Origin of the sequence: Acinetobacter sp. ASP199 (assembly GCF_022700675.1) — a bacterium.
GTDB lineage: Bacteria > Pseudomonadota > Gammaproteobacteria > Pseudomonadales > Moraxellaceae > Acinetobacter.
Genome location: NZ_CP062182.1, coordinates 2,034,178 through 2,051,920 on the forward strand (window position 1 = coordinate 2,034,178; position 17,743 = coordinate 2,051,920).

Annotated in this window: 22 protein-coding genes and 1 tRNA gene; 11 read left to right on the plus strand and 12 right to left on the minus strand. The window is 41.7% G+C overall.

Annotation, left to right across the window (positions count from 1 at the left end):
* Positions 1–103: 103 nt before the first annotated feature.
* The 7 genes from IHE35_RS09620 (at position 104) to IHE35_RS09650 (ending at position 6,186) form a co-directional block, all read left to right on the plus strand.
* Entirely contained in the window at positions 104–1,039 is a 936-nt protein-coding gene (locus IHE35_RS09620) for an ABC transporter ATP-binding protein (RefSeq protein WP_242787181.1), read from the plus strand.
* Positions 1,036–1,809 carry an ABC transporter permease gene (locus IHE35_RS09625; protein WP_242787182.1) on the plus strand — a complete coding sequence of 258 codons (774 nt, stop codon included), beginning with the start codon at positions 1,036–1,038 and terminating at the stop codon, positions 1,807–1,809. The genes IHE35_RS09620 and IHE35_RS09625 overlap by 4 nt, the downstream gene beginning before the upstream one ends.
* Positions 1,809–2,624, plus strand: coding sequence for an NADPH-dependent 7-cyano-7-deazaguanine reductase QueF (gene queF / locus IHE35_RS09630; RefSeq protein WP_242787183.1), 816 nt, complete (start codon positions 1,809–1,811; stop codon positions 2,622–2,624). Before IHE35_RS09625 ends, queF begins: the two co-directional genes overlap by 1 nt.
* 19 nt (positions 2,625–2,643) lie before the next feature.
* Positions 2,644–3,294, plus strand: a complete 651-nt coding sequence (locus IHE35_RS09635) for a hypothetical protein (protein WP_242787184.1) — start codon at positions 2,644–2,646, stop codon at positions 3,292–3,294.
* Between the two features lie 294 nt (positions 3,295–3,588).
* The gene (gene mltB / locus IHE35_RS09640) at positions 3,589–4,590 is read left to right on the plus strand and encodes a lytic murein transglycosylase B (protein ID WP_242787185.1); all 1,002 of its coding nucleotides are present in this window, start codon (positions 3,589–3,591) and stop codon (positions 4,588–4,590) included.
* A 288-nt stretch (positions 4,591–4,878) separates the two neighbouring features.
* Positions 4,879–5,490 (plus strand): septal ring lytic transglycosylase RlpA family protein, encoded by a 612-nt coding sequence (locus tag IHE35_RS09645; protein WP_242787186.1) that lies wholly within the window; start codon positions 4,879–4,881, stop codon positions 5,488–5,490.
* Positions 5,491–5,730: 240 nt separating this feature from the next.
* The gene (locus IHE35_RS09650; protein WP_242787187.1) at positions 5,731–6,186 is read left to right on the plus strand and encodes an Mpo1-like protein; all 456 of its coding nucleotides are present in this window, start codon (positions 5,731–5,733) and stop codon (positions 6,184–6,186) included.
* A gap of 32 nt (positions 6,187–6,218) precedes the next feature.
* Here IHE35_RS09650 and IHE35_RS09655 read toward each other — a convergent pair whose 3' ends face one another.
* From IHE35_RS09655 to rpsB, 3 genes are all read right to left on the minus strand, one after another.
* Positions 6,219–6,728, minus strand: a complete 510-nt coding sequence (locus tag IHE35_RS09655) for a DUF3465 domain-containing protein (protein ID WP_242787188.1) — start codon at positions 6,726–6,728, stop codon at positions 6,219–6,221.
* A gap of 87 nt (positions 6,729–6,815) precedes the next feature.
* Positions 6,816–7,694 carry a translation elongation factor Ts gene (gene tsf / locus IHE35_RS09660; RefSeq protein WP_242787189.1) on the minus strand — a complete coding sequence of 293 codons (879 nt, stop codon included), beginning with the start codon at positions 7,692–7,694 and terminating at the stop codon, positions 6,816–6,818.
* 141 nt (positions 7,695–7,835) lie between these two features.
* On the minus strand, positions 7,836–8,582 hold the full coding sequence (gene rpsB / locus IHE35_RS09665; RefSeq protein ID WP_004892292.1) for a 30S ribosomal protein S2: 747 nt from the start codon (positions 8,580–8,582) through the stop codon (positions 7,836–7,838).
* A 207-nt stretch (positions 8,583–8,789) separates the two neighbouring features.
* Here rpsB and map point away from each other — a divergent pair, with 207 nt between their 5' ends.
* Positions 8,790–9,617, plus strand: a complete 828-nt coding sequence (map, locus tag IHE35_RS09670) for a type I methionyl aminopeptidase (protein WP_242787190.1) — start codon at positions 8,790–8,792, stop codon at positions 9,615–9,617.
* A gap of 254 nt (positions 9,618–9,871) precedes the next feature.
* Positions 9,872–11,107: a pyridoxal phosphate-dependent aminotransferase gene (locus IHE35_RS09675; RefSeq protein ID WP_242787191.1), complete on the plus strand. Its 1,236-nt coding sequence runs from the start codon at positions 9,872–9,874 to the stop codon at positions 11,105–11,107.
* A gap of 110 nt (positions 11,108–11,217) precedes the next feature.
* Here the strand turns inward: IHE35_RS09675 and IHE35_RS09680 are convergent, their stop codons facing one another.
* A complete protein-coding gene (locus tag IHE35_RS09680) occupies positions 11,218–11,628 on the minus strand; it encodes a GFA family protein (RefSeq protein ID WP_242787192.1) in 411 nt (136 codons plus the stop codon).
* A 144-nt stretch (positions 11,629–11,772) separates the two neighbouring features.
* Between IHE35_RS09680 and IHE35_RS09685 the strand changes: the two genes are divergently transcribed.
* The gene (locus IHE35_RS09685) at positions 11,773–12,204 is read left to right on the plus strand and encodes a PaaI family thioesterase (RefSeq protein WP_242787193.1); all 432 of its coding nucleotides are present in this window, start codon (positions 11,773–11,775) and stop codon (positions 12,202–12,204) included.
* A gap of 22 nt (positions 12,205–12,226) precedes the next feature.
* On the opposite strand, the gene IHE35_RS09690 is transcribed toward IHE35_RS09685, so the two are convergent.
* Complete coding sequence (locus IHE35_RS09690; protein ID WP_242787194.1) at positions 12,227–12,670, minus strand: hypothetical protein; 444 nt, start codon at positions 12,668–12,670, stop codon at positions 12,227–12,229.
* Between the two features lie 236 nt (positions 12,671–12,906).
* On the opposite strand from IHE35_RS09690, the gene IHE35_RS09695 reads away from it, so the two are divergent.
* Positions 12,907–12,982, plus strand: a tRNA-Asn gene (locus IHE35_RS09695).
* A 323-nt stretch (positions 12,983–13,305) separates the two neighbouring features.
* Here the strand turns inward: IHE35_RS09695 and IHE35_RS09700 are convergent.
* The 7 genes from IHE35_RS09700 to IHE35_RS09730 are packed head-to-tail and all read right to left on the minus strand — an operon-like array spanning position 13,306 to position 17,720.
* Positions 13,306–13,959 carry a tRNA-(ms[2]io[6]A)-hydroxylase gene (locus IHE35_RS09700; RefSeq protein WP_242787195.1) on the minus strand — a complete coding sequence of 218 codons (654 nt, stop codon included), beginning with the start codon at positions 13,957–13,959 and terminating at the stop codon, positions 13,306–13,308.
* A 15-nt stretch (positions 13,960–13,974) separates the two neighbouring features.
* On the minus strand, positions 13,975–14,700 hold the full coding sequence (gene pdxJ / locus IHE35_RS09705; RefSeq protein WP_242787196.1) for a pyridoxine 5'-phosphate synthase: 726 nt from the start codon (positions 14,698–14,700) through the stop codon (positions 13,975–13,977).
* A gap of 13 nt (positions 14,701–14,713) precedes the next feature.
* A complete protein-coding gene (locus tag IHE35_RS09710; protein ID WP_242787197.1) occupies positions 14,714–15,424 on the minus strand; it encodes a DNA repair protein RecO C-terminal domain-containing protein in 711 nt (236 codons plus the stop codon).
* An 11-nt stretch (positions 15,425–15,435) separates the two neighbouring features.
* Positions 15,436–15,633 (minus strand): NF038104 family lipoprotein, encoded by a 198-nt coding sequence (locus tag IHE35_RS09715; RefSeq protein WP_163165494.1) that lies wholly within the window; start codon positions 15,631–15,633, stop codon positions 15,436–15,438.
* Positions 15,634–15,650: 17 nt separating this feature from the next.
* The gene (era, locus tag IHE35_RS09720) at positions 15,651–16,679 is read right to left on the minus strand and encodes a GTPase Era (protein WP_242787198.1); all 1,029 of its coding nucleotides are present in this window, start codon (positions 16,677–16,679) and stop codon (positions 15,651–15,653) included.
* A complete protein-coding gene (rnc, locus tag IHE35_RS09725; protein WP_242787199.1) occupies positions 16,679–17,389 on the minus strand; it encodes a ribonuclease III in 711 nt (236 codons plus the stop codon). Before rnc ends, era begins: the two co-directional genes overlap by 1 nt.
* Complete coding sequence (locus tag IHE35_RS09730; protein WP_242787200.1) at positions 17,349–17,720, minus strand: DUF4845 domain-containing protein; 372 nt, start codon at positions 17,718–17,720, stop codon at positions 17,349–17,351. Before IHE35_RS09730 ends, rnc begins: the two co-directional genes overlap by 41 nt.
* Positions 17,721–17,743 lie beyond the last annotated feature (23 nt).

Genomic DNA, 17,743 nt, shown 5'->3' on the forward strand with positions numbered 1-17,743 from the left:
GAACAATCCTCTCACACCTTTATAAAAGAATTCCCACTCAATCACTTGGCTTATTTATACAGATCACTCACAATATCTCAATTTTTCACCATTTGAGATCTCCATGACTGATGCATTGACCTTAAGGGATTTGTCAAAGACCTATCGCAATGGCTTTCAAGCATTAAAAGGTATTAATCTGGATGTACCAGAGGGTGAGTTTTATGCCCTGCTCGGCCCGAATGGTGCAGGTAAATCTACAACCATCGGCATCATTAGTTCCTTAACAAGAAAAACCTCAGGGACTGTTGAGATTTTTGGTCACAACCTAGATACCCATCCTTCTGAAGCGAAACAGTGTTTAGGCGTAGTACCCCAAGAATTCAACTTCTCCCAGTTTGAGAAAACGTTTGACATCCTTGTCACGCAGGCAGGCTATTACGGTATTCCAAAGAAAATCGCGCAAGAACGTGCCGAAGAATATTTAAACAAACTGGGTTTGTGGGAAAAACGCGCTACACAAGCACGTATGCTTTCAGGCGGGATGAAACGTCGTCTGATGATCGCCCGTGCCATGATGCATGAACCAAAACTGTTAATTCTGGATGAACCAACTGCGGGTGTCGATATTGAACTGCGTCGCTCAATGTGGGACTTCCTGAATGAGATGAACAATAAAGGCACATCAATCATTTTGACCACACACTACTTAGAAGAAGCAGAGATGCTGTGTCGCCGGATCGCAATCATTGACCGTGGTGTCATTAAAGAAGACACCACCATGAAGAACTTCCTCAATCAGCTGAATGAAGAATCCTTTATCTTCGATCTGGCTGAGCCAATTGAACCTTTCCATCTCGACATTATAGGGGTGAAGTTTAATCTGGTTGATCCAATGACATTGGAAGTTACCTTAGATAAAGCACATAGCATGAATGAGCTATTCCAATTACTCGAATCACAAAATATCCAAGTACGTAGTATGCGTAACAAATCCAATCGTCTTGAAGAATTGTTTGTGAAAATGGTTGAGAAAAACCTCAATGGAGCTGCGCAATGAATTTAAATCAACTTAGCGTTGCCCTCTATACCATCATTTATAAAGAAATCCGCCGCTTTATGCGGATCTGGCCACAAACCTTGCTTCCGCCTGCCATTACCATGACTTTATATTTCGTCATTTTTGGTAATCTGGTGGGTTCGCGGATTGGAGAAATGGGCGGCTTTAGCTATATGCAGTTCATTGTACCTGGTTTGATTATGATGGCCGTAATTACCAACAGCTATGCCAACGTATCTTCCAGTTTCTTTAGCTCCAAGTTTCAGAAGAGCATTGAAGAACTGATTATGAGTCCGGTTCCACTCCATGCAATCCTCTGGGGCTATGTTCTAGGCGGCGTGGCTCGTGGTATTTTGGTGGCAATTATTGTAACCAGCATGAGTCTGTTCTTTACAGACTTATATATTACTAACTGGTTCGTCACTATATATACCGTACTGGTTACTTCACTACTGTTTTCATTGGGTGGCTTTATTAATGCAGTTTATGCCAAATCCTTTGATGATATCTCGATTATCCCCACTTTTGTGCTGACTCCCCTGACTTATTTAGGTGGTGTATTCTATGCCATCAGTGTTTTAAGCCCTTTTTGGCAAAATCTCTCTTTAATTAACCCGATCGTTTATATGGTAAATGCATTCCGTTTCGGCATTTTAGGTCATAGCGATGTCAATGTTTCCATTTCATTGGTTGTGATTACCTTCTGGTGTGCTGTGTTATACGGTATTGCTTACTATTTATTGTCTCGTGGTTCAGGAATGCGTGAATAATGAGTGTAGAACATTCTCTTCTTGGTAAAGACACCAACTATCCAACAGAATATCAACCGGAGATTCTGTACCCGATTTCACGTGCGCCTGCGCGTGAAAAATATGCCCATGTGCAAGCCATTCAACAGGGCAAAGACTGGTGGCATATTTTTGAAATATCCTGGTTAAATGCTGCCGGTGTACCGCAAGTTGCCATTGGCCGAATGACTTTACCCGCGTCTTCTCCTAATTTGATCGAATCCAAATCGCTTAAGTTGTATTTCAATAGCCTGAATTTTGCCAAGTTTGAGTCTAAAGCAGCTTTTATTGCGACAGTTGAACAGGATCTTTCCAAAGCCGCTGAAGCGGACGTGAAACTGGACCTGTTCCATGTAGATGAGCTGGAAATTGCCAAGCTTGAAGGAGTCTGCCTGGATGAACTAACTCCAGAGCGTCTGGAAAATCATCCTGATGCGACGTTATTGGCTCTGGATGATCAAAGCGATGAAAATGTCGAAGTTCAGCTGTATTCACATTTATTAAGAAGTAACTGCCCAGTCACTGGACAACCGGACTGGGGTACAGTATTTATACGCTATCAAGGTCAAAAACCTTGTTATAAGAGTATTTTGGCTTATATTATTTCTTATCGTCAGCACAACGGTTTCCACGAACAATGTGTGGAACAGATGTTTGCCGATATCTGGCAAAATCTAAAACCAGAAAAGCTGATGGTATATGCGACCTATACACGCCGTGGTGGATTGGATATCAACCCTTGTCGTGTATCGGACTCTACATGGATGCCTCGCCCTATTCGTTTAGCGCGACAATAAGAAACATTGAGGTTTAACGATGCCTTTTTTTGGATTTGTTCCTTCAGCAGAACTTTTAAATACAATTCAGACTGCACAGAAAAATAAAAACTCCAGCGAACCGCTGTATCCATTTCGTGACAAGACCGCATTAATGATTAATGATGAAATCATTGATGCCATTCTGACTGAACTTGTACGCAAGTTCCCGGCAAGTGATAAGCGTGATACTGCGGAAAAACTGGCAGGATATATCAAGTCCACGGTAGCAGTCTTGCTCAAGCAGTTATTGGGCAAAGCTCCCAATGATGTGGTACGTGAATCCATTGCCTTTTCTGAACGCAGTCTGTTTAAGGATCCTAAAGGTAACTTCCGCATCGGCGAATCTCTGGATGCCAACCTGGTTACTAACCTGAAGTATCAGTTTGCTGAAGTGAAAGCAGGCAATGAAATCGACAAACAGACCTTGAGCAACCTCTACAAGGAGTTTGGTGAAGCGACTGTGCGTCATTTTATGGTGGATTTCAACAAAACCCTGGATCTGGGCATGATCAAACGCAAAGCAGCGGATATCGGCGCTTCTGCAGTGATCAAGGCAATCAACATTGCTGCTGATAAAATCATCCTGAAATTAACCAAGGATGAACTGAAAGCCATGGCGGAATACCACGATACTTTGTTCTATTCTTAATATCAATTGATAAAAAAGCCTGACCGATGTCGGGCTTTATTATTACCGATGAAATAACTTGTTACAGTAAATGCCTTTTCACAAGAAAAATGCCTTAAAAATAACCATACTTTGTCTCTTTTTGTCAAAGCGGTTGGATGTCATTATCCAGTCAATGTTATCTTTAATGGTTCTGAGCAATTGTGTTCTGTTTACAAGATTTTATCGATTTTTTGCCTCTTTTTTTCAGGCATAAATAGAATTACAGGATGCTCCTATTGCCAACTCATTCATGAAATTGGAAATCACTGTCAGATGTTAAAACCACATTTTTATAAAAAACTTAAACAACTTTCTCTGGTACTCGCTGCATTTAGTTTTAGTAGTTTTAGCCAAGCCAATGATTTCCAAACGCATCCGTCTTATTCCGCTTTTAAAATCAAAACCATGCAACAGTATGGTTTAAGTAATGAGCAGATTGACTGGGCCATGAATGGCACACGCAATTTACCCAATGTGCTGAGCATCATGAGCCGTCCAGGTGAAAGTAAACCGTGGTATAGCTATAAAACCAATTTTCTGGCTGAGAGTACGATTCAGCGTGGTGTACGCTTTAAACAGCAGTATGCCGATACCCTGAATCGCGCTGAACAACAGTTTGGTGTACCACAGGCGATTATTCTTGGGATTCTTGGAGTAGAAACCGGTTTTGGTAGCAATAAAGGCTCTTTTATTACCCGTGATGCTTTAGCCACTCTTGGATTTAATGGTGACCGCCGCAATGAATACTTTCAGGATGAGCTTTCTGCTCTGATTGCCTGGTCGTATAAAGATGGAGTGCCAACCAATTCTGTAGTCGGTTCTTATGCCGGTGCGATCGGTTATCCCCAGTTTATGCCAAGCAATATTCCGAAGTTTGGTGTGGACTATGATGGCAATGGTCATATTGACCTTCGTAACTCTGCTGTGGATGCTATTGGTTCGATTGCCAATTATCTGGCTCAACATGGCTGGCAACGCAACCAGCCAATTGCTTTCCCTGCACGTTATACCGGTTCAAATCCAGAGATGGTCATTGCCAAGGACCTGACCCAACCAACACCCTATGGTGTATTGAAAAACCAAGGAATCAGTCCTATGAATCCGATCGTAAAAATCGACGATCTGGATTTGGTCAATGTCATTCAATTGCAAGAAAATTATGGATCGATTTACTACATTACTTATCCAAATTTTCAGGTGATTACCACCTATAATCGCAGCCGAATGTACGCCACTGCCTTGTGGTTATTAGGTACAGAAATCGTGAGCAGATAAGACTCTTCTTTACCGCAAGACACAAAAGTCAACAAATTTTTATGAGAAATAGTTCAAATTATGGGCTTTTCTCATACCTTGTTACAATTTTGATCATTTTTTAACCATTTATTGTTTATTTTACGTTCTTTCCAAGACTATTTTAATTAAAGACTAGACAGGCTATTGCTGGCATGAATATCATCCATTTCGTCAAATGTAGTTGCATAAGTTAAATATCAGGCTCGTTTACTTGGTTTTTCAGTACTTTAGACTAACCTTTTGAACCCGCTGCTAGGAGTTGATTCGATGCATTCTTCAATCAAATACTTAATGGCCATTGCCACGACCGTGACGCTGACGCAGTCGCAGGCAGAATTGGTCCAGTCATCATCATTAAATAATGATCATGACCGTTCGCGTGTTGCGACACGTGTTTTGAATCGTGAAGCTCAAAGCTTCAATTCAAACTTTACAAACTTAAACAGCCTTTCAATCACTGAGCGTTCTGGCGATAAAGTTCGTCGTGAAACGATTGCAGCAAAAATTGAAATCCCTGAAGATGAGCCTTCAGTGATTGAAAAACTGAACACCGTTGCTTCCAACACAGTTCGTAAATTTAGCCAGACTGGTACAGCGTCTTGGTATGGTCGTCAGTTCCATGGTCGTAAAACAGCGAGCGGTGAAACTTTCGACATGAATGCAATGACTGCGGCTCACCGCAGCCTGCCATTGAACTGTTACATTCGCGTGACAAATAAGAACAATGGTAAGAGCGTGGTAGTGAAAGTAAATGACCGCGGTCCATTCCATGGCAACCGTGTTGTAGATTTATCTTACGGTGCTGCTAAACGTCTTGGTATTACCAATGCTGGCGTTGCTAAAGTAAGTATTGAACGCGTAGACGGTCCAAACTCTTAATTAACGCTGCACATATTTGACTTAAAAGCCACATACAATGTGGCTTTTTTAATACCTTTTATTTATAGAGCCATCATGCTTCGATTCGAACTCACTACTGCAATTATCCTACTCTGCTTATTTACTGCTTTAGTCTGCTGGTCCTTTTACGGATAGTACGCAACAACGGTCTATGTTTTGACCATACACTTAATCTAGACTATATTTTTAGAGTAATTTGAAAGTCTAGGAAAAATAAAAATGAAAAGCATCTCTGAATGGTTCGATGAATATAGTGAAAGTCATCAAAATAAAACCAACAAACTGATTCATTGGGTATGCGTACCAACGATCTATTTTTCGATTATTGGCATCTTGGCACATTTCAGCGCATTACTGACTACCCTATTACTAGTCTTATCTTTTATTTTTTATGCTCGCTTAGACATTGTACTTGCAGTTGCGATGGCCGCACTCACCTTGGTCATGGCTTGGCTGATTTTGATCTTGCCTGTAGGTAAAGGCTTTTTTGTCGCATTATTTGTTTTCGCGTGGATTGGTCAATTTTATGGTCATAAAATCGAAGGCAAAAAACCTTCTTTCTTTAAAGACCTCCAATTCCTTCTCATTGGCCCTATTTGGTGTATGGATGCTTATTTAGATAAACTTATACCCTCCTGGAAAAAACGCCAGAAAAGCGAAATAGTGAGCATCTAACGCTATATTCGGTTATTTCAATCGGAAGAACCTTATTGATAGGTTCTTCCTTGGTGTTTTAGCCAGCCATCAACATGTTTTCGGCTTGGATCATGATGCGTCCAATGAATGACCCCACCCTTTTCGCTATATTCATATTCACCAAAAAATTCCACCACGTCGCCTTTTTGTATATTTGAAATACGCGGTGCCAGATCAATATTATGAGCGACCAGCACGGTATGGCCATTGTTCAGTTCCAAAATAAACTTCTGATGACGAGACCCTTCATTATCATCTTTTAATACCGCAATCACCTCACCAGCACCTTGAACCTGAATATCACTTTGTCTTTGCTGATAAGCCTGTTGTATACGTGCAGCACCCGAATCTACCGTATTCATATTTGCACGACCAGGCTGCTGTTTATGTTGTTCAGTAGCTTCCTGTACAGGTGTAAATGTATGGGTCTGTTGCTTGGATTCAGATAGATCAAGCCCTAAATAAGCAGCAACCAAAAGTGCGATTACTGCTCCAATCCCTATATTTGTTTTATTTGCCATAATTCCTCCCTGAGAAGTAATGATTTAATCATAAAAAAAGCCCCATTAAATGGGGCTTTTTTTCTAACTTTTACCTTTAGGTAAAAATTATTGAGCAGCAGCAGCTTGAGCAGCAGCAACTTCGTCAGCAAAGCTCATTTCAGCTTTCTTCTCGATGCCTTCACCCACTTCAAAGCGAGTGAATTGAGCAACTGTAGTACCAGTTGCTTTAAGGATTTCAGCAACTTTTTTGTCGTTGTCGATAACGTATTGTTGACGCTCAAGAACAACTTCGTTCAGGTATTTCTCAACAGAACCTACAACCATCTTCTCAACGATGTTTGCTGGCTTGCCAGATTCAAGCGCTTTCGCTTCAGCGATTTCTTTTTCTTTCGCGATTAGCTCAGCTGGAACTTGTTCAGCAGAAACTGCAACCGGGTTGAACGCAGCAACGTGCATTGCAATACCTTTACCAGTCGCGTTGTCACCTGCGTAAGACACAACAACACCGATCTTAAGACCGTGTTTGTAAACTGCAAGGTTTTCGCCTTCAACAATTTTCGCACGACGTACTTGGATGTTTTCACCGATTTTTTGAACAAGCGCGATACGAGCTTCTTCAACAGTAGCGCCATCTTCAAGTTTAAGTTCAGCGATTTTAGCAACATCAGTTTCGCCAGCAGCAAGAGCAGCAGCAGCAACTTTAGCAGAGAAACCAGCAAAGTTTTCGTCTTTAGCAACGAAGTCAGTTTGACAGTTTACTTCTAAAAGGATTGCTTTGTTGCCTTCCTGAACAATCGTGATCGCGCCGTCAGCAGCAATGTTACCAGCTTTTTTAGCTGCTTTTGCTTGACCAGATTTACGAAGGTTATCGATCGCAAGTTCGATGTCACCACCCGCTTCTGTCAAAGCTTTTTTACATTCCATCATTGCAAGACCTGTACGATCACGCAATTCTTTAACCATGCTTGCTGTAACTGCAGTCATGTTTATCTCCTAAATTCGGTAGAAAATGAATTCTTTATAGAACAGAAACGGCCCAGAGGATTCTCATGGGCCGCCTGCATACACGACGCTTACTTTGCCACCATCACGTGTCGCAAAAATGACAAGCTAGCGTCTAACGCATTAAGCCTCAGAAGCTGGAGCTTCTTCTGCTTTAGCTTGTGCATTTGCTTGTGATTGAGCATATTCTTTACCAGCAAGAATCGCGTCAGCCATAGCAGAAGCATAAAGAGTAACTGCACGGATCGCATCGTCGTTACCCGGAATAACGTAATCTACGTTGTCTGGGTTAGAGTTTGTATCAACGATACCGATTACAGGAATACCAAGGTTTTTAGCTTCTTTGATTGCAATTGCTTCGTGATCAACATCGATTACGAATAATGCATCAGGTAAACCACCCATGTTTTTAACGCCGCCAAGACCGCGTTCAAGTTTTTCCATCTCACGAGTACGCTCAAGAGCTTCACGTTTAGTAAGCTTAGCGAAAGTACCGTCTTGAGATTGAGTTTGAAGGTCTTTTAGACGGTTGATTGACTGACGAAGAGTTTTCCAGTTAGTCAACATACCACCTAACCAACGGTGATCAACGTATGGTTGACCAGCGCGTTGAGCTTGCTCACGGATGATTGCAGAAGCTGCACGTTTAGTACCAACGAACAAAACTTTGTTCTTTTTGCTAGCCAACTGGTTAGCGAAGTTCAAAGCATCATTTAACGCAGGAACAGTGTGCTCAAGGTTGATGATGTGAATTTTGTTACGCGCGCCAAAGATGTATTGACGCATTTTTGGGTTCCAGAAACGAGTTTGGTGACCAAAGTGCGCGCCAGCTTGTAGAAGGTCGCGCATGCTTACGTTGTAATCTGCCATTTTCTTTACCTTAAAGTTTGGGTTAGGCCTCCATATATCCGCATTCTCCACCCTTACGGGCACCCAGAGTAATGTGACGATATATGTGCGGATTTTTAATACACCATTCATCAAGCTACGCAAATATATTCACGAAAAAGCATTTGATAAAATGGGCGGCTATTTATACCATAGTCGCACACAAATTTCCAAAAGTTTTTAGAGATCATGAACACTACTTATCAAGCTCCCCGTCGTTTAATCAAATCCGCTGAAGATATCGAAAAGATGCGTGTAGCTGGACGACTGGCGGCAGAAGTTTTGGATATGATCAAACCGCATATCAAACCAGGTGTATCAACGCTTGAATTGGATACGATTTGTCATGACTATATTGTAAATGTACAGAATGCGATTCCAGCATGTCTGGGCTATGGTGCAGCGCCAGGCCGCCCTGCTTTCCAGCACACCATTTGTACATCAGTCAACCATGTGGTCTGTCACGGTATTCCCTCTGAAGGCAAGATCCTGAAAAAAGGCGATATTCTGAACATTGACGTGACTGTGATCAAAGATGGTTTCCATGGCGATACCAACATGATGTACATCGTGGGGGGTGAAACTTCTATTCTGGCGAACCGTCTATGTAAAGTCGCGCAAGAAGCCATGTATCGTGGTATCGCAGTGGTTAAGCCAGGTGCAACCATGGGTGATATCGGCCATGCGATCCAAAAATATGTGGAATCTGAACGTTTTAGCGTAGTACGTGAATACTGCGGTCATGGTATCGGCACAACTTTCCATGACGAACCACAGGTATTGCATTATGGCCAGCCAAATACCGGTATGATCTTAGAAGAAGGTATGACCTTTACTATTGAACCAATGGTCAATGCCGGTGTTTGGCAAACCAAATTGCTTGGTGACAAGTGGACGGTAGTGACTAAAGATCACAAATTATCTGCCCAGTATGAGCACACCCTTTTAGTAACAAAAAATGGCGTAGAAATCCTGACTGCTCGTCCTGAAGAAAATTTGTCACGTTTTACTGCATAATCCTTACAGAAAGTGCACAAAAAAGGTTACCCTTAGGTAGCCTTTTTTATTTTATATTTCACATATTTTATAAATCTCAAGTTTAGCCTGAAAGACTTCAGTTGCTGCAACTTAGCATCGAAGTTCAAGATAAACTTCGGCCATTACAACACTTTTTCCGTAAAGTTTTATAAATTCTTTTGCCTAATATGCACCAATATAGGCTAAGATATTGTGCTTTTTATTTTTTAATCCCTATAAGAAGGAATACTGCCGTGGACGTACGTCTCTCTGATCGTGTAAATGCCATCAAACCGTCCCCAACGCTAGCTGTGACTAACAAAGCTGCTGAACTTAAAGCTGCAGGTCATAACGTAATTGGCTTGGGTGCAGGTGAACCAGATTTTGATACACCACAACACATCAAAGATGCAGCAATTGCAGCGATTAACAACGGTTTCACCAAATACACCGCTGTTGACGGTACGCCAGGCCTTAAAAAAGCCATTATTGCCAAATTCAAACGTGACAATAACCTTGACTATGCAGCAAACCAGATCCTGGTTTCTTGTGGTGGTAAACAATCATTCTTTAACTTGGCACTTGCTTTGTTAAACAAAGGTGATGAAGTCATCATCCCTGCACCATTCTGGGTAAGCTACCCTGATATGGTGATCATTGCTGAAGGTGTTCCAGTTATTGTGAAATGTGGTGAAGAACAACGTTTCAAAATTACTCCTGAACAATTAGAAGCTGCGATCACTGACAAAACTCGTCTAGTGGTATTGAACAGCCCTTCTAACCCTACAGGCATGATCTACACTAAAGCTGAATTAGAAGCTTTAGCTGCAGTACTGCGTAAATATCCAGAAGTGTATATCGCGTCTGACGACATGTACGAACCAATCCGTTGGGATGACGAGTTCTACAACATCGCAACTGTTGCTCCAGACCTTTACGACCGTACAATCGTATTGAATGGTGTGTCTAAAGCCTATGCAATGACTGGCTGGCGTATCGGCTACGCAGCGGGTCCTGCAAAACTGATTGGCGCAATGAAGAAAATTCAATCTCAATCAACTTCTAACCCAACTTCTATTTCACAAGTTGCTGCAGAAGCTGCATTAAATGGTCCTCAAGACGTACTTGAGCCAATGATTGAAGCATTCAAACGTCGTCATGACCTGGTTATGAAAGGCTTGAATGACATCAATGGTATTTCTTGCCTACCTGCTGACGGTGCATTCTACGCATACGCGAACATCAAACCATTGATTCGTGCAAAAGGTCTTAAATCTTGCACAGAATTCTCTGCCTGGTTACTGGAAGAAACTGGTGTTGCAGTTGTTCCTGGTGATGCATTCGGTCTAGGCGGTTTCATGCGTATCTCTTACGCAACTGCTGACGAAGTTCTTGTAGATGCGCTTGCACGCATCAAGAAAGCCGCTGATTCAATCGAAGGCGTAGATGCTGCGATCGCTTCTATCGAAGCTGAAAAAGCTGCTCAATAATTTAAAGACTTTCTTAAGTTTTTAAATAAAAAAACCCGCGTTTATCGCGGGTTTTTTATTTAGTTTCCTTTAAATTATTTATCTTAAATTCTGTACTTTCAAAATTAAAATTATGGGTGATCTGAATTAAACCTCTCGATGACTTCAGCTTCAGTCATTTTTTGGGTTTGGCTATTAAATGAATAAAAGGTTGGCTGCTGATCCACATAAATCTCCAGATTAAAATCCAGATCCTCAGGTAACTCCTCCAATGTAAACACATTGATATTGGTAAATGAATGATCTTTAGTTCGCCAAAAAATAAAAGTACCACAAATACTACAAAAGCCTCGCTCCGCCCATTCTGAAGAGTTAAAAACAGATAAATGCTGCTGATCGATAAAATTGATATCTTCGATATCGATAGACATCAATGGCCCACCCGTTTGGCGGCGGCACATCGAGCAATGGCAGGCAGCAACTTCATGGTTCCTGAGTTGCACTTCAAATTGTGTTGCACCACATAGACATCTTGCTTTCATGACTATTTCTCATTTTTATATATATTTTTAAACCAGGGTAAAAACCCTGCATACTTCGATCATATAATTTTTAATGGCTACTTGAATCTCCATCCATCTAGAATTTAGGAATCCACTCAGAATCCAAAACAATAAGGACAGCTAATGAATATCAAAAATCTTTCCGGCTTACAGATTATGCAAGAAATGTGTAATGGCAACCTGCCGATGCCTTCTATGGCAGCAACCATTCCAATGAAACCCACTTTAGTTGAAAGTGGTCAGGTTACGTTTGAGGTGCAGGCAGATCAACGCCATTTAAACCCTTTAGGCGGTGTACATGGAGGCTTTGCTGCAACAGTACTAGATACCGTAACAGGCTGTGCTATTCATACCGTTTTAGAAGCAGGTGTAGGGTATGGCACGATTGATCTCAATATTAAAATGTGTCGCCCCATTCCACAAAACAAACCGTTGACTGCTGTTGGTCTGGTCATTAATACCAGCAAAAATCTTGCAATCTCGGAAGGAAAAATTATCGATGAAGATGGCAAGCTGTATGCTCATGCAACCGCGACCTGCATGATTTTTCGTTAAATCATCTTAGCTTAAGAAAGGCTTAAAGCACGCCCCACTTGGTCTGTGGTGCTTGCGCAGCTTTGGGCTGAGTCAAAGCTTGATACTCAAAATAATGCTTAGAGACATTCGCCAGACTCAGTTCTTGAGCCTGTGCAGTCGATGTCTGCCAAACTTTAGACTGATTTGAGCCTGTGAGGAGATTACCCGAAATAGCATAAATAAACAGATCTTTTGGTGGTGTTTCAGGCGCATTCAGAAATAGTTCAAAGCTAAATTGACGTTCCTTTTCAACCAGCCATTTTTCTGCAAACCACAATTGTAGCAAGTCACCCAAATACAACTGTTTTGCAGCTAAGGGCCATAAACGGATTTCAGCGCCAGTAACAGGAGTAAAATATTGAGTAGAATCTTGAATAATATCAAGGTAGTTTTCTTGATAAAAAGACAGCTGCGAGAAAATTAGAGGGATAGTGAGCGTATTCATTCGCTTTCTCCGGTTTAGCCATTTTTGTGCTGGCAAGTAGGTTTAAATCCACACTGTTTGACCATCTGGTCAAACGACTTTATTTTTTCAATTTAGCAATTCGCTTATGGGCTGACAAGCTTTTTTTTAAATTTACATTTGATTGTCTAAATTAAAATCAGACAAACCATATTTGCAATAAATATGAGAGTTTTTGCTTGACCCCTGTCAAAATCTCTCTATAATCGCATTCAGATTCTCCCATAGCTCAGTCGGTAGAGCGACGGACTGTTAATCCGCAGGTCCCTGGTTCGAGCCCAGGTGGGAGAGCCAAATTCAAGAAAGCCCAAGCATTTAAGACTTGGGCTTTTTTATTGCCTAAATTTAAGAATTAATATTAGAAAGTCCAAGAGAGGCTTTATCGTAAATCACTTTTCAGCAAATAAAGTTAAACCCGTTTTTAAATTTAGTAAGTTGCATCATTTTTAAAAAGTAAATTCCCTCCTCATCCTTTTGCGCAATTTCTTTATATTAATTTGATTCCTAGTTAATAAGTTGATTAAAAACGAGGTAAAAAATGAAGAAAAATGCTTAGGCTATTTTTATTTAACACATAAAAAAAATCCCCCAATGTGGAGGATTTTTTAAAAGATACTTTAAGCAGCTTGCACTGGCACGCCGCTATGGAAGCGGAACATCTCATCTGGACTTAAAATCAGATTCTTTTCTACTTCACGGATATGCTCAATGCGCGCCTGAATATCTTCTTTCGGGTTTTTCAGTTTTGCAGTTTTTGCCACATCCATCGCCAAGGCCAGATAGTCCTCAAAATGGCGAGACTCGGACTTGAGCAGGTAACGGTAATAGCGCCCTAGCTCTTCATCAACATGCGGTGCAAGCGAGTAGAAACGCTCACAAGAACGTGCTTCTACAAATGCGCCCACAACCAATACATCAATCAGCGCTTCAGGCTCATAGGTACGAATTTCTTTACGTAAACCACCTGCATAACGCCCTGCACTGAGACCAGTCCACTCCTGACCACGTTTTGCCATCAGTTCAAGTACCTGCTCATAGTGCAGCATTTCTTCACGCACCAGCTGTGCCAGCTTGACTTGTAAATCAACAAAGTAGCTATAGCGGAACATTAAGTTCATCGCCGTACTGGCGGCTTTCTTTTCACAATTGGCATGATCTTGCATCAAAATTTCTAAATTTTTTAATGCTTCATCCACCCAGGCTTTTGGTGTTTCACAACCCAGGAAACCAATGACTGGCTTCATGAGATCATCATAATCAGTATTTGACATAAATTTCTTTCAATCTTAACGTGCAGCTTTAATGGCAGCTTTCATTTGCTGTACAGCTTGCGCCAGCCCCACAAATACTGCATCTGCAATAATCGAGTGACCAATATTAAGTTCGTGAATCTGAGGAATAGCCGCAATCGGCGTAACATTATCCAAATTCAAGCCATGCCCTGCATTCACCACTAGACCTTTCGATGCAGCGTATTCAGCACCTTTAATAATGCGCTCTAGTTCAGCCTGTTGTGCTTCAGGCGTTTCAGCATCCGCATAAGCACCGGTATGGATTTCAATCGTTGGCGCACCACAAGCAACTGCAGCATCGATCTGAGCAAAGTCAGCATCAATAAATAGCGACACATCACAGCCAATCGCAGTCAGCTCTTGAGTGGCTTTTTTTACATCTTCAAAATGACCAACTACATCCAGACCACCTTCTGTAGTGACTTCCTGACGTTTCTCAGGCACGAAACAGACATGCTGCGGTTGAATTTCTTTAGCAAAAGCGACCATTTCATCCGTCACTGCCATTTCCAGATTCATCTGCGTGGTCAATACCGGACGCATACGACGTACATCATTATCCTGAATATGACGACGGTCTTCACGCAAATGCAGGGTAATGCCCTCCGCCCCCGCCTGTTCGCAGATCAATGCAGCATTGACTGGGTCTGGGTACGTCGTACCACGTGCTTGTCTTAAAGTTGCGACATGGTCAATATTGACACCAAGTAATGCAGCCATAATATTTTCCTAACTACGATTGAGAGTTTGAATTTTGGATCCACAATTGTCGACTTTTCAGTGGTCGGTCACCCAATAAGGCAGTAATCACCTGTCGATAAAGCTTCGTCAGTAATTGTAACTGTTCTGGATTAAAATCCCTACCATTTTCATGGCTCAGCATAGTTAAAATCTGCTGTCCAGATAAAGTTGTACGACTTTCTTTGGCGGTCGGCATAAAGCCATCATTGAGCTGAAAATAGTAATGTTGTTGAGGATCGATAACCGCCTGATTGGCATCGACCGAAAAATCCAGACCATAGCCGAGTTCTTCCAGCAAGACATGTTCAAACTGACGCAAGATCTGCTTGAGATAAGTATTCGGATCGCTTTGATTAGAAAGCTGCTGCAAAGCCACTAAAGTTTCGCCATATTTGGCATAAGTCTGTGGCATTTCTACCTCAAGTGGGCACAGTCGCAACAAAATCTCATTCAGATAAAATCCTGAAAAGAATGCATCCCCAAAAAAGAAAATGGGCTGATTGACAATTTCGAGTTTAGTAAAATTTTTGAGTTCCGATTTACCGGATGCTTGCAAGCTGATCGGTTGATATTGCGGAGGTGGCGTCTGTCTTAAAATCCCATCGATACGACCATATTCCTGGGTAAATAAATGCACAATATGGCTACGATCACGATATTTTCGATGATGGATCAGATATCCATGCAGCACTTCATTACGCATAGGCTGCTTCTTTAATCTTTATTCTTCTTTGAATTTTTCTCATCTTCTTCGTCATCCCCATCCGGAATGGCGGCGCCCACAACAGCCGCAGTGCCTTTGACTGCGACTTTTGTGGTTTTATAAGCAACTTTCACTGGAACGGTCACAACTTTATGAATACAACCCTGCAAGAATAAAACACATGCAGTAATCGCCAACAATTTCATCATGATCCGTTCCTGCAAAATTAAATATCGCTATAACCTAAGCTTTTCAATGCTCGCTCATCATCAGACCAACCGCCTTTAACTTTCACCCAAAGCGTCAGCATGATTTTCTGTTCGAACATTTTTTCCATATCAACACGCGCATCCATGCCGATTTTTTTCAGCTTAGAGCCTTTTTCACCAATCACAATGGCTTTCTGACCAGGGCGATCAACAAAAATAGTCGCATCGATATAGGTACATGCCGGCTTCATACGACCGGTTTTCTCATTCAAAGTCGGCTCTTCAGTTTTAAAAGATTCGATCTGAACAGTTAAATCGTATGGCAGCTCTTCACCCAACTGACGCATGATCTTTTCACGGATAATTTCAGACGCCAGGAAACGCTCTGAACGATCGGTAAGCTGATCCAGTGAATATAGCGGTGGCTGGAATGGCAGATACTTAGCAATCGTATCGCGTAAGTGTTCAAGGTTAGCACCACGAAGCGCAGAAACCGGTACGATTTCCGCAAAGTTCATCAGTTTGGCGCGTTCTTGAATCAATGGTAATGCATGGTTTTTATTTTCCAGTGTATCAATCTTATTGATCACTAGAATGACCGGCATATCCGCATTTTTCAGCTTTTCTAAAACCAGGTCGTCGTTTGGTGTCCACTTATCTGCATCGACAACAAATAAAACCAGGTTTACATCACGTAATGCAGAGTGCGCAGCGCGGTTCATCATTTTATTGATGGCACGTACTTCTTTCTTGTGCATCCCTGGGGTATCGACAAATACTGCCTGAGATTTTTCACGCGAATCAATCCCCACAATCTTGTGACGTGTTGTTTGTGGCTTACGTGAAGTAATCGAAAGTTTCTGTCCCAAAATATGGTTCATCAATGTGGATTTACCCACATTTGGACGACCCACAATAGCAACAAAACCACTGCGGTAATCCGATGGAATTTCAGTGCCTTGTTGGCTAAAAAATTGACTAATTAAGTCATTGCTGTCGCTTTGCGACTCGTGATCAGCATCAATGTGATCGGAATGAGTAGTCATTAAGACTTATGCTCCAATAGTTTTAAAATTTCCGCTGCAACTGCTTGTTCAGCGAAACGGCGACTTGAACCTTCGCCAATCAGGATAGGTAAGTCCTCAATCCGGCACTCCACCTTGAAGTGCTGGTTTGGGGCATCACCCTGAATATCTACAACCTCGTAAACCGGGAGAGGCTTTTTACGTGCTTGTAAATACTCTTGCAGACGTGATTTTGGATCTTTCAACTGATCCGTCGGCTCAATATGGTCTAAATATGGCTCATACCATTTTAGCACAATGGCTTCCAGAACTTTGAGATCGCTACAATCGACATAGATTGCACCAATAATCGCCTCAACTGTATCCGCCAGAATAGACTCACGATGATGTCCGCCCGACTTCAACTCACCCGTACTGAGGATCAGGTTCTGACTGAGTTTTAGATCATTGGCAATTTTCCCCAATGCTTCCTGACGTACTAAAGTCGCACGCATACGTGTCAACCGACCTTCGTTTTCGTGTGGGTAAGCAGTGAAGAGATAATTGGCAATAATCATCCCTAAAAGTGAATCGCCCAGAAATTCCAGGCGCTCGTAGTTGTGTTTATGACTGACTGAACGATGGGTCAATGCCAGTTTCAGCAAATCAGCCTGTTTGAACTGATAGCCGATTCGCTTGGCAAGACGTTCATCATTTAGCTTTGACTGTGCTTTGATCAAACTCTTTCTCAAACTTCATCACTAAATCGATATTCATTAGGAAGTTCTTGCGAACTTCGTAATTCTTTCTTACGACCATCGCTTGCGCATTGTCGAGAATAATATTCTGCTTAATGTCAAAATCACGAATATTATTCATCTCTAAACGCTTAGACAGATCCGAATTAAATTTCTCCGGCGTGATATTTGCAGGAGCTGTTTTCAATAACTCTTCAATCTGATTATCTACCAGACGATCATCGAAATACGGTCCCCATACCGCAATTGCGATTTTTGCTAAAAAAGCAAACCCCGTAATTGCAAATAATATTGCAATATACGATGCACCTTGTTGATGTCTCATTTTTATTTTCCTAGTTGAAACAA

Excerpts from the sequence above, each read along its gene's own strand:
- rpsB (WP_004892292.1), bottom strand. The coding sequence starts at position 8,582 with ATGGCAGATTACAACGTAAGCATGCGCGACCTTCTACAAGCTGGCGCG.
- queF (WP_242787183.1), top strand. The coding sequence starts at position 1,809 with ATGAGTGTAGAACATTCTCTTCTTGGTAAAGACACCAACTATCCAACA.
- map (WP_242787190.1), top strand. The coding sequence starts at position 8,790 with ATGAACACTACTTATCAAGCTCCCCGTCGTTTAATCAAATCCGCTGAA.
- IHE35_RS09690 (WP_242787194.1), bottom strand. The coding sequence starts at position 12,670 with ATGAATACGCTCACTATCCCTCTAATTTTCTCGCAGCTGTCTTTTTAT.
- IHE35_RS09710 (WP_242787197.1), bottom strand. The coding sequence starts at position 15,424 with ATGCGTAATGAAGTGCTGCATGGATATCTGATCCATCATCGAAAATAT.
- IHE35_RS09645 (WP_242787186.1), top strand. The coding sequence starts at position 4,879 with ATGCATTCTTCAATCAAATACTTAATGGCCATTGCCACGACCGTGACG.
- IHE35_RS09625 (WP_242787182.1), top strand. The coding sequence starts at position 1,036 with ATGAATTTAAATCAACTTAGCGTTGCCCTCTATACCATCATTTATAAA.
- pdxJ (WP_242787196.1), bottom strand. The coding sequence starts at position 14,700 with ATGGCTGCATTACTTGGTGTCAATATTGACCATGTCGCAACTTTAAGA.
- tsf (WP_242787189.1), bottom strand. The coding sequence starts at position 7,694 with ATGACTGCAGTTACAGCAAGCATGGTTAAAGAATTGCGTGATCGTACA.
- IHE35_RS09685 (WP_242787193.1), top strand. The coding sequence starts at position 11,773 with ATGAATATCAAAAATCTTTCCGGCTTACAGATTATGCAAGAAATGTGT.
- IHE35_RS09700 (WP_242787195.1), bottom strand. The coding sequence starts at position 13,959 with ATGTCAAATACTGATTATGATGATCTCATGAAGCCAGTCATTGGTTTC.
- IHE35_RS09635 (WP_242787184.1), top strand. The coding sequence starts at position 2,644 with ATGCCTTTTTTTGGATTTGTTCCTTCAGCAGAACTTTTAAATACAATT.
- era (WP_242787198.1), bottom strand. The coding sequence starts at position 16,679 with ATGACTACTCATTCCGATCACATTGATGCTGATCACGAGTCGCAAAGC.
- IHE35_RS09655 (WP_242787188.1), bottom strand. The coding sequence starts at position 6,728 with ATGGCAAATAAAACAAATATAGGGATTGGAGCAGTAATCGCACTTTTG.
- IHE35_RS09650 (WP_242787187.1), top strand. The coding sequence starts at position 5,731 with ATGAAAAGCATCTCTGAATGGTTCGATGAATATAGTGAAAGTCATCAA.
- IHE35_RS09620 (WP_242787181.1), top strand. The coding sequence starts at position 104 with ATGACTGATGCATTGACCTTAAGGGATTTGTCAAAGACCTATCGCAAT.
- IHE35_RS09680 (WP_242787192.1), bottom strand. The coding sequence starts at position 11,628 with ATGAAAGCAAGATGTCTATGTGGTGCAACACAATTTGAAGTGCAACTC.
- IHE35_RS09730 (WP_242787200.1), bottom strand. The coding sequence starts at position 17,720 with ATGAGACATCAACAAGGTGCATCGTATATTGCAATATTATTTGCAATT.
- IHE35_RS09715 (WP_163165494.1), bottom strand. The coding sequence starts at position 15,633 with ATGATGAAATTGTTGGCGATTACTGCATGTGTTTTATTCTTGCAGGGT.
- mltB (WP_242787185.1), top strand. The coding sequence starts at position 3,589 with ATGTTAAAACCACATTTTTATAAAAAACTTAAACAACTTTCTCTGGTA.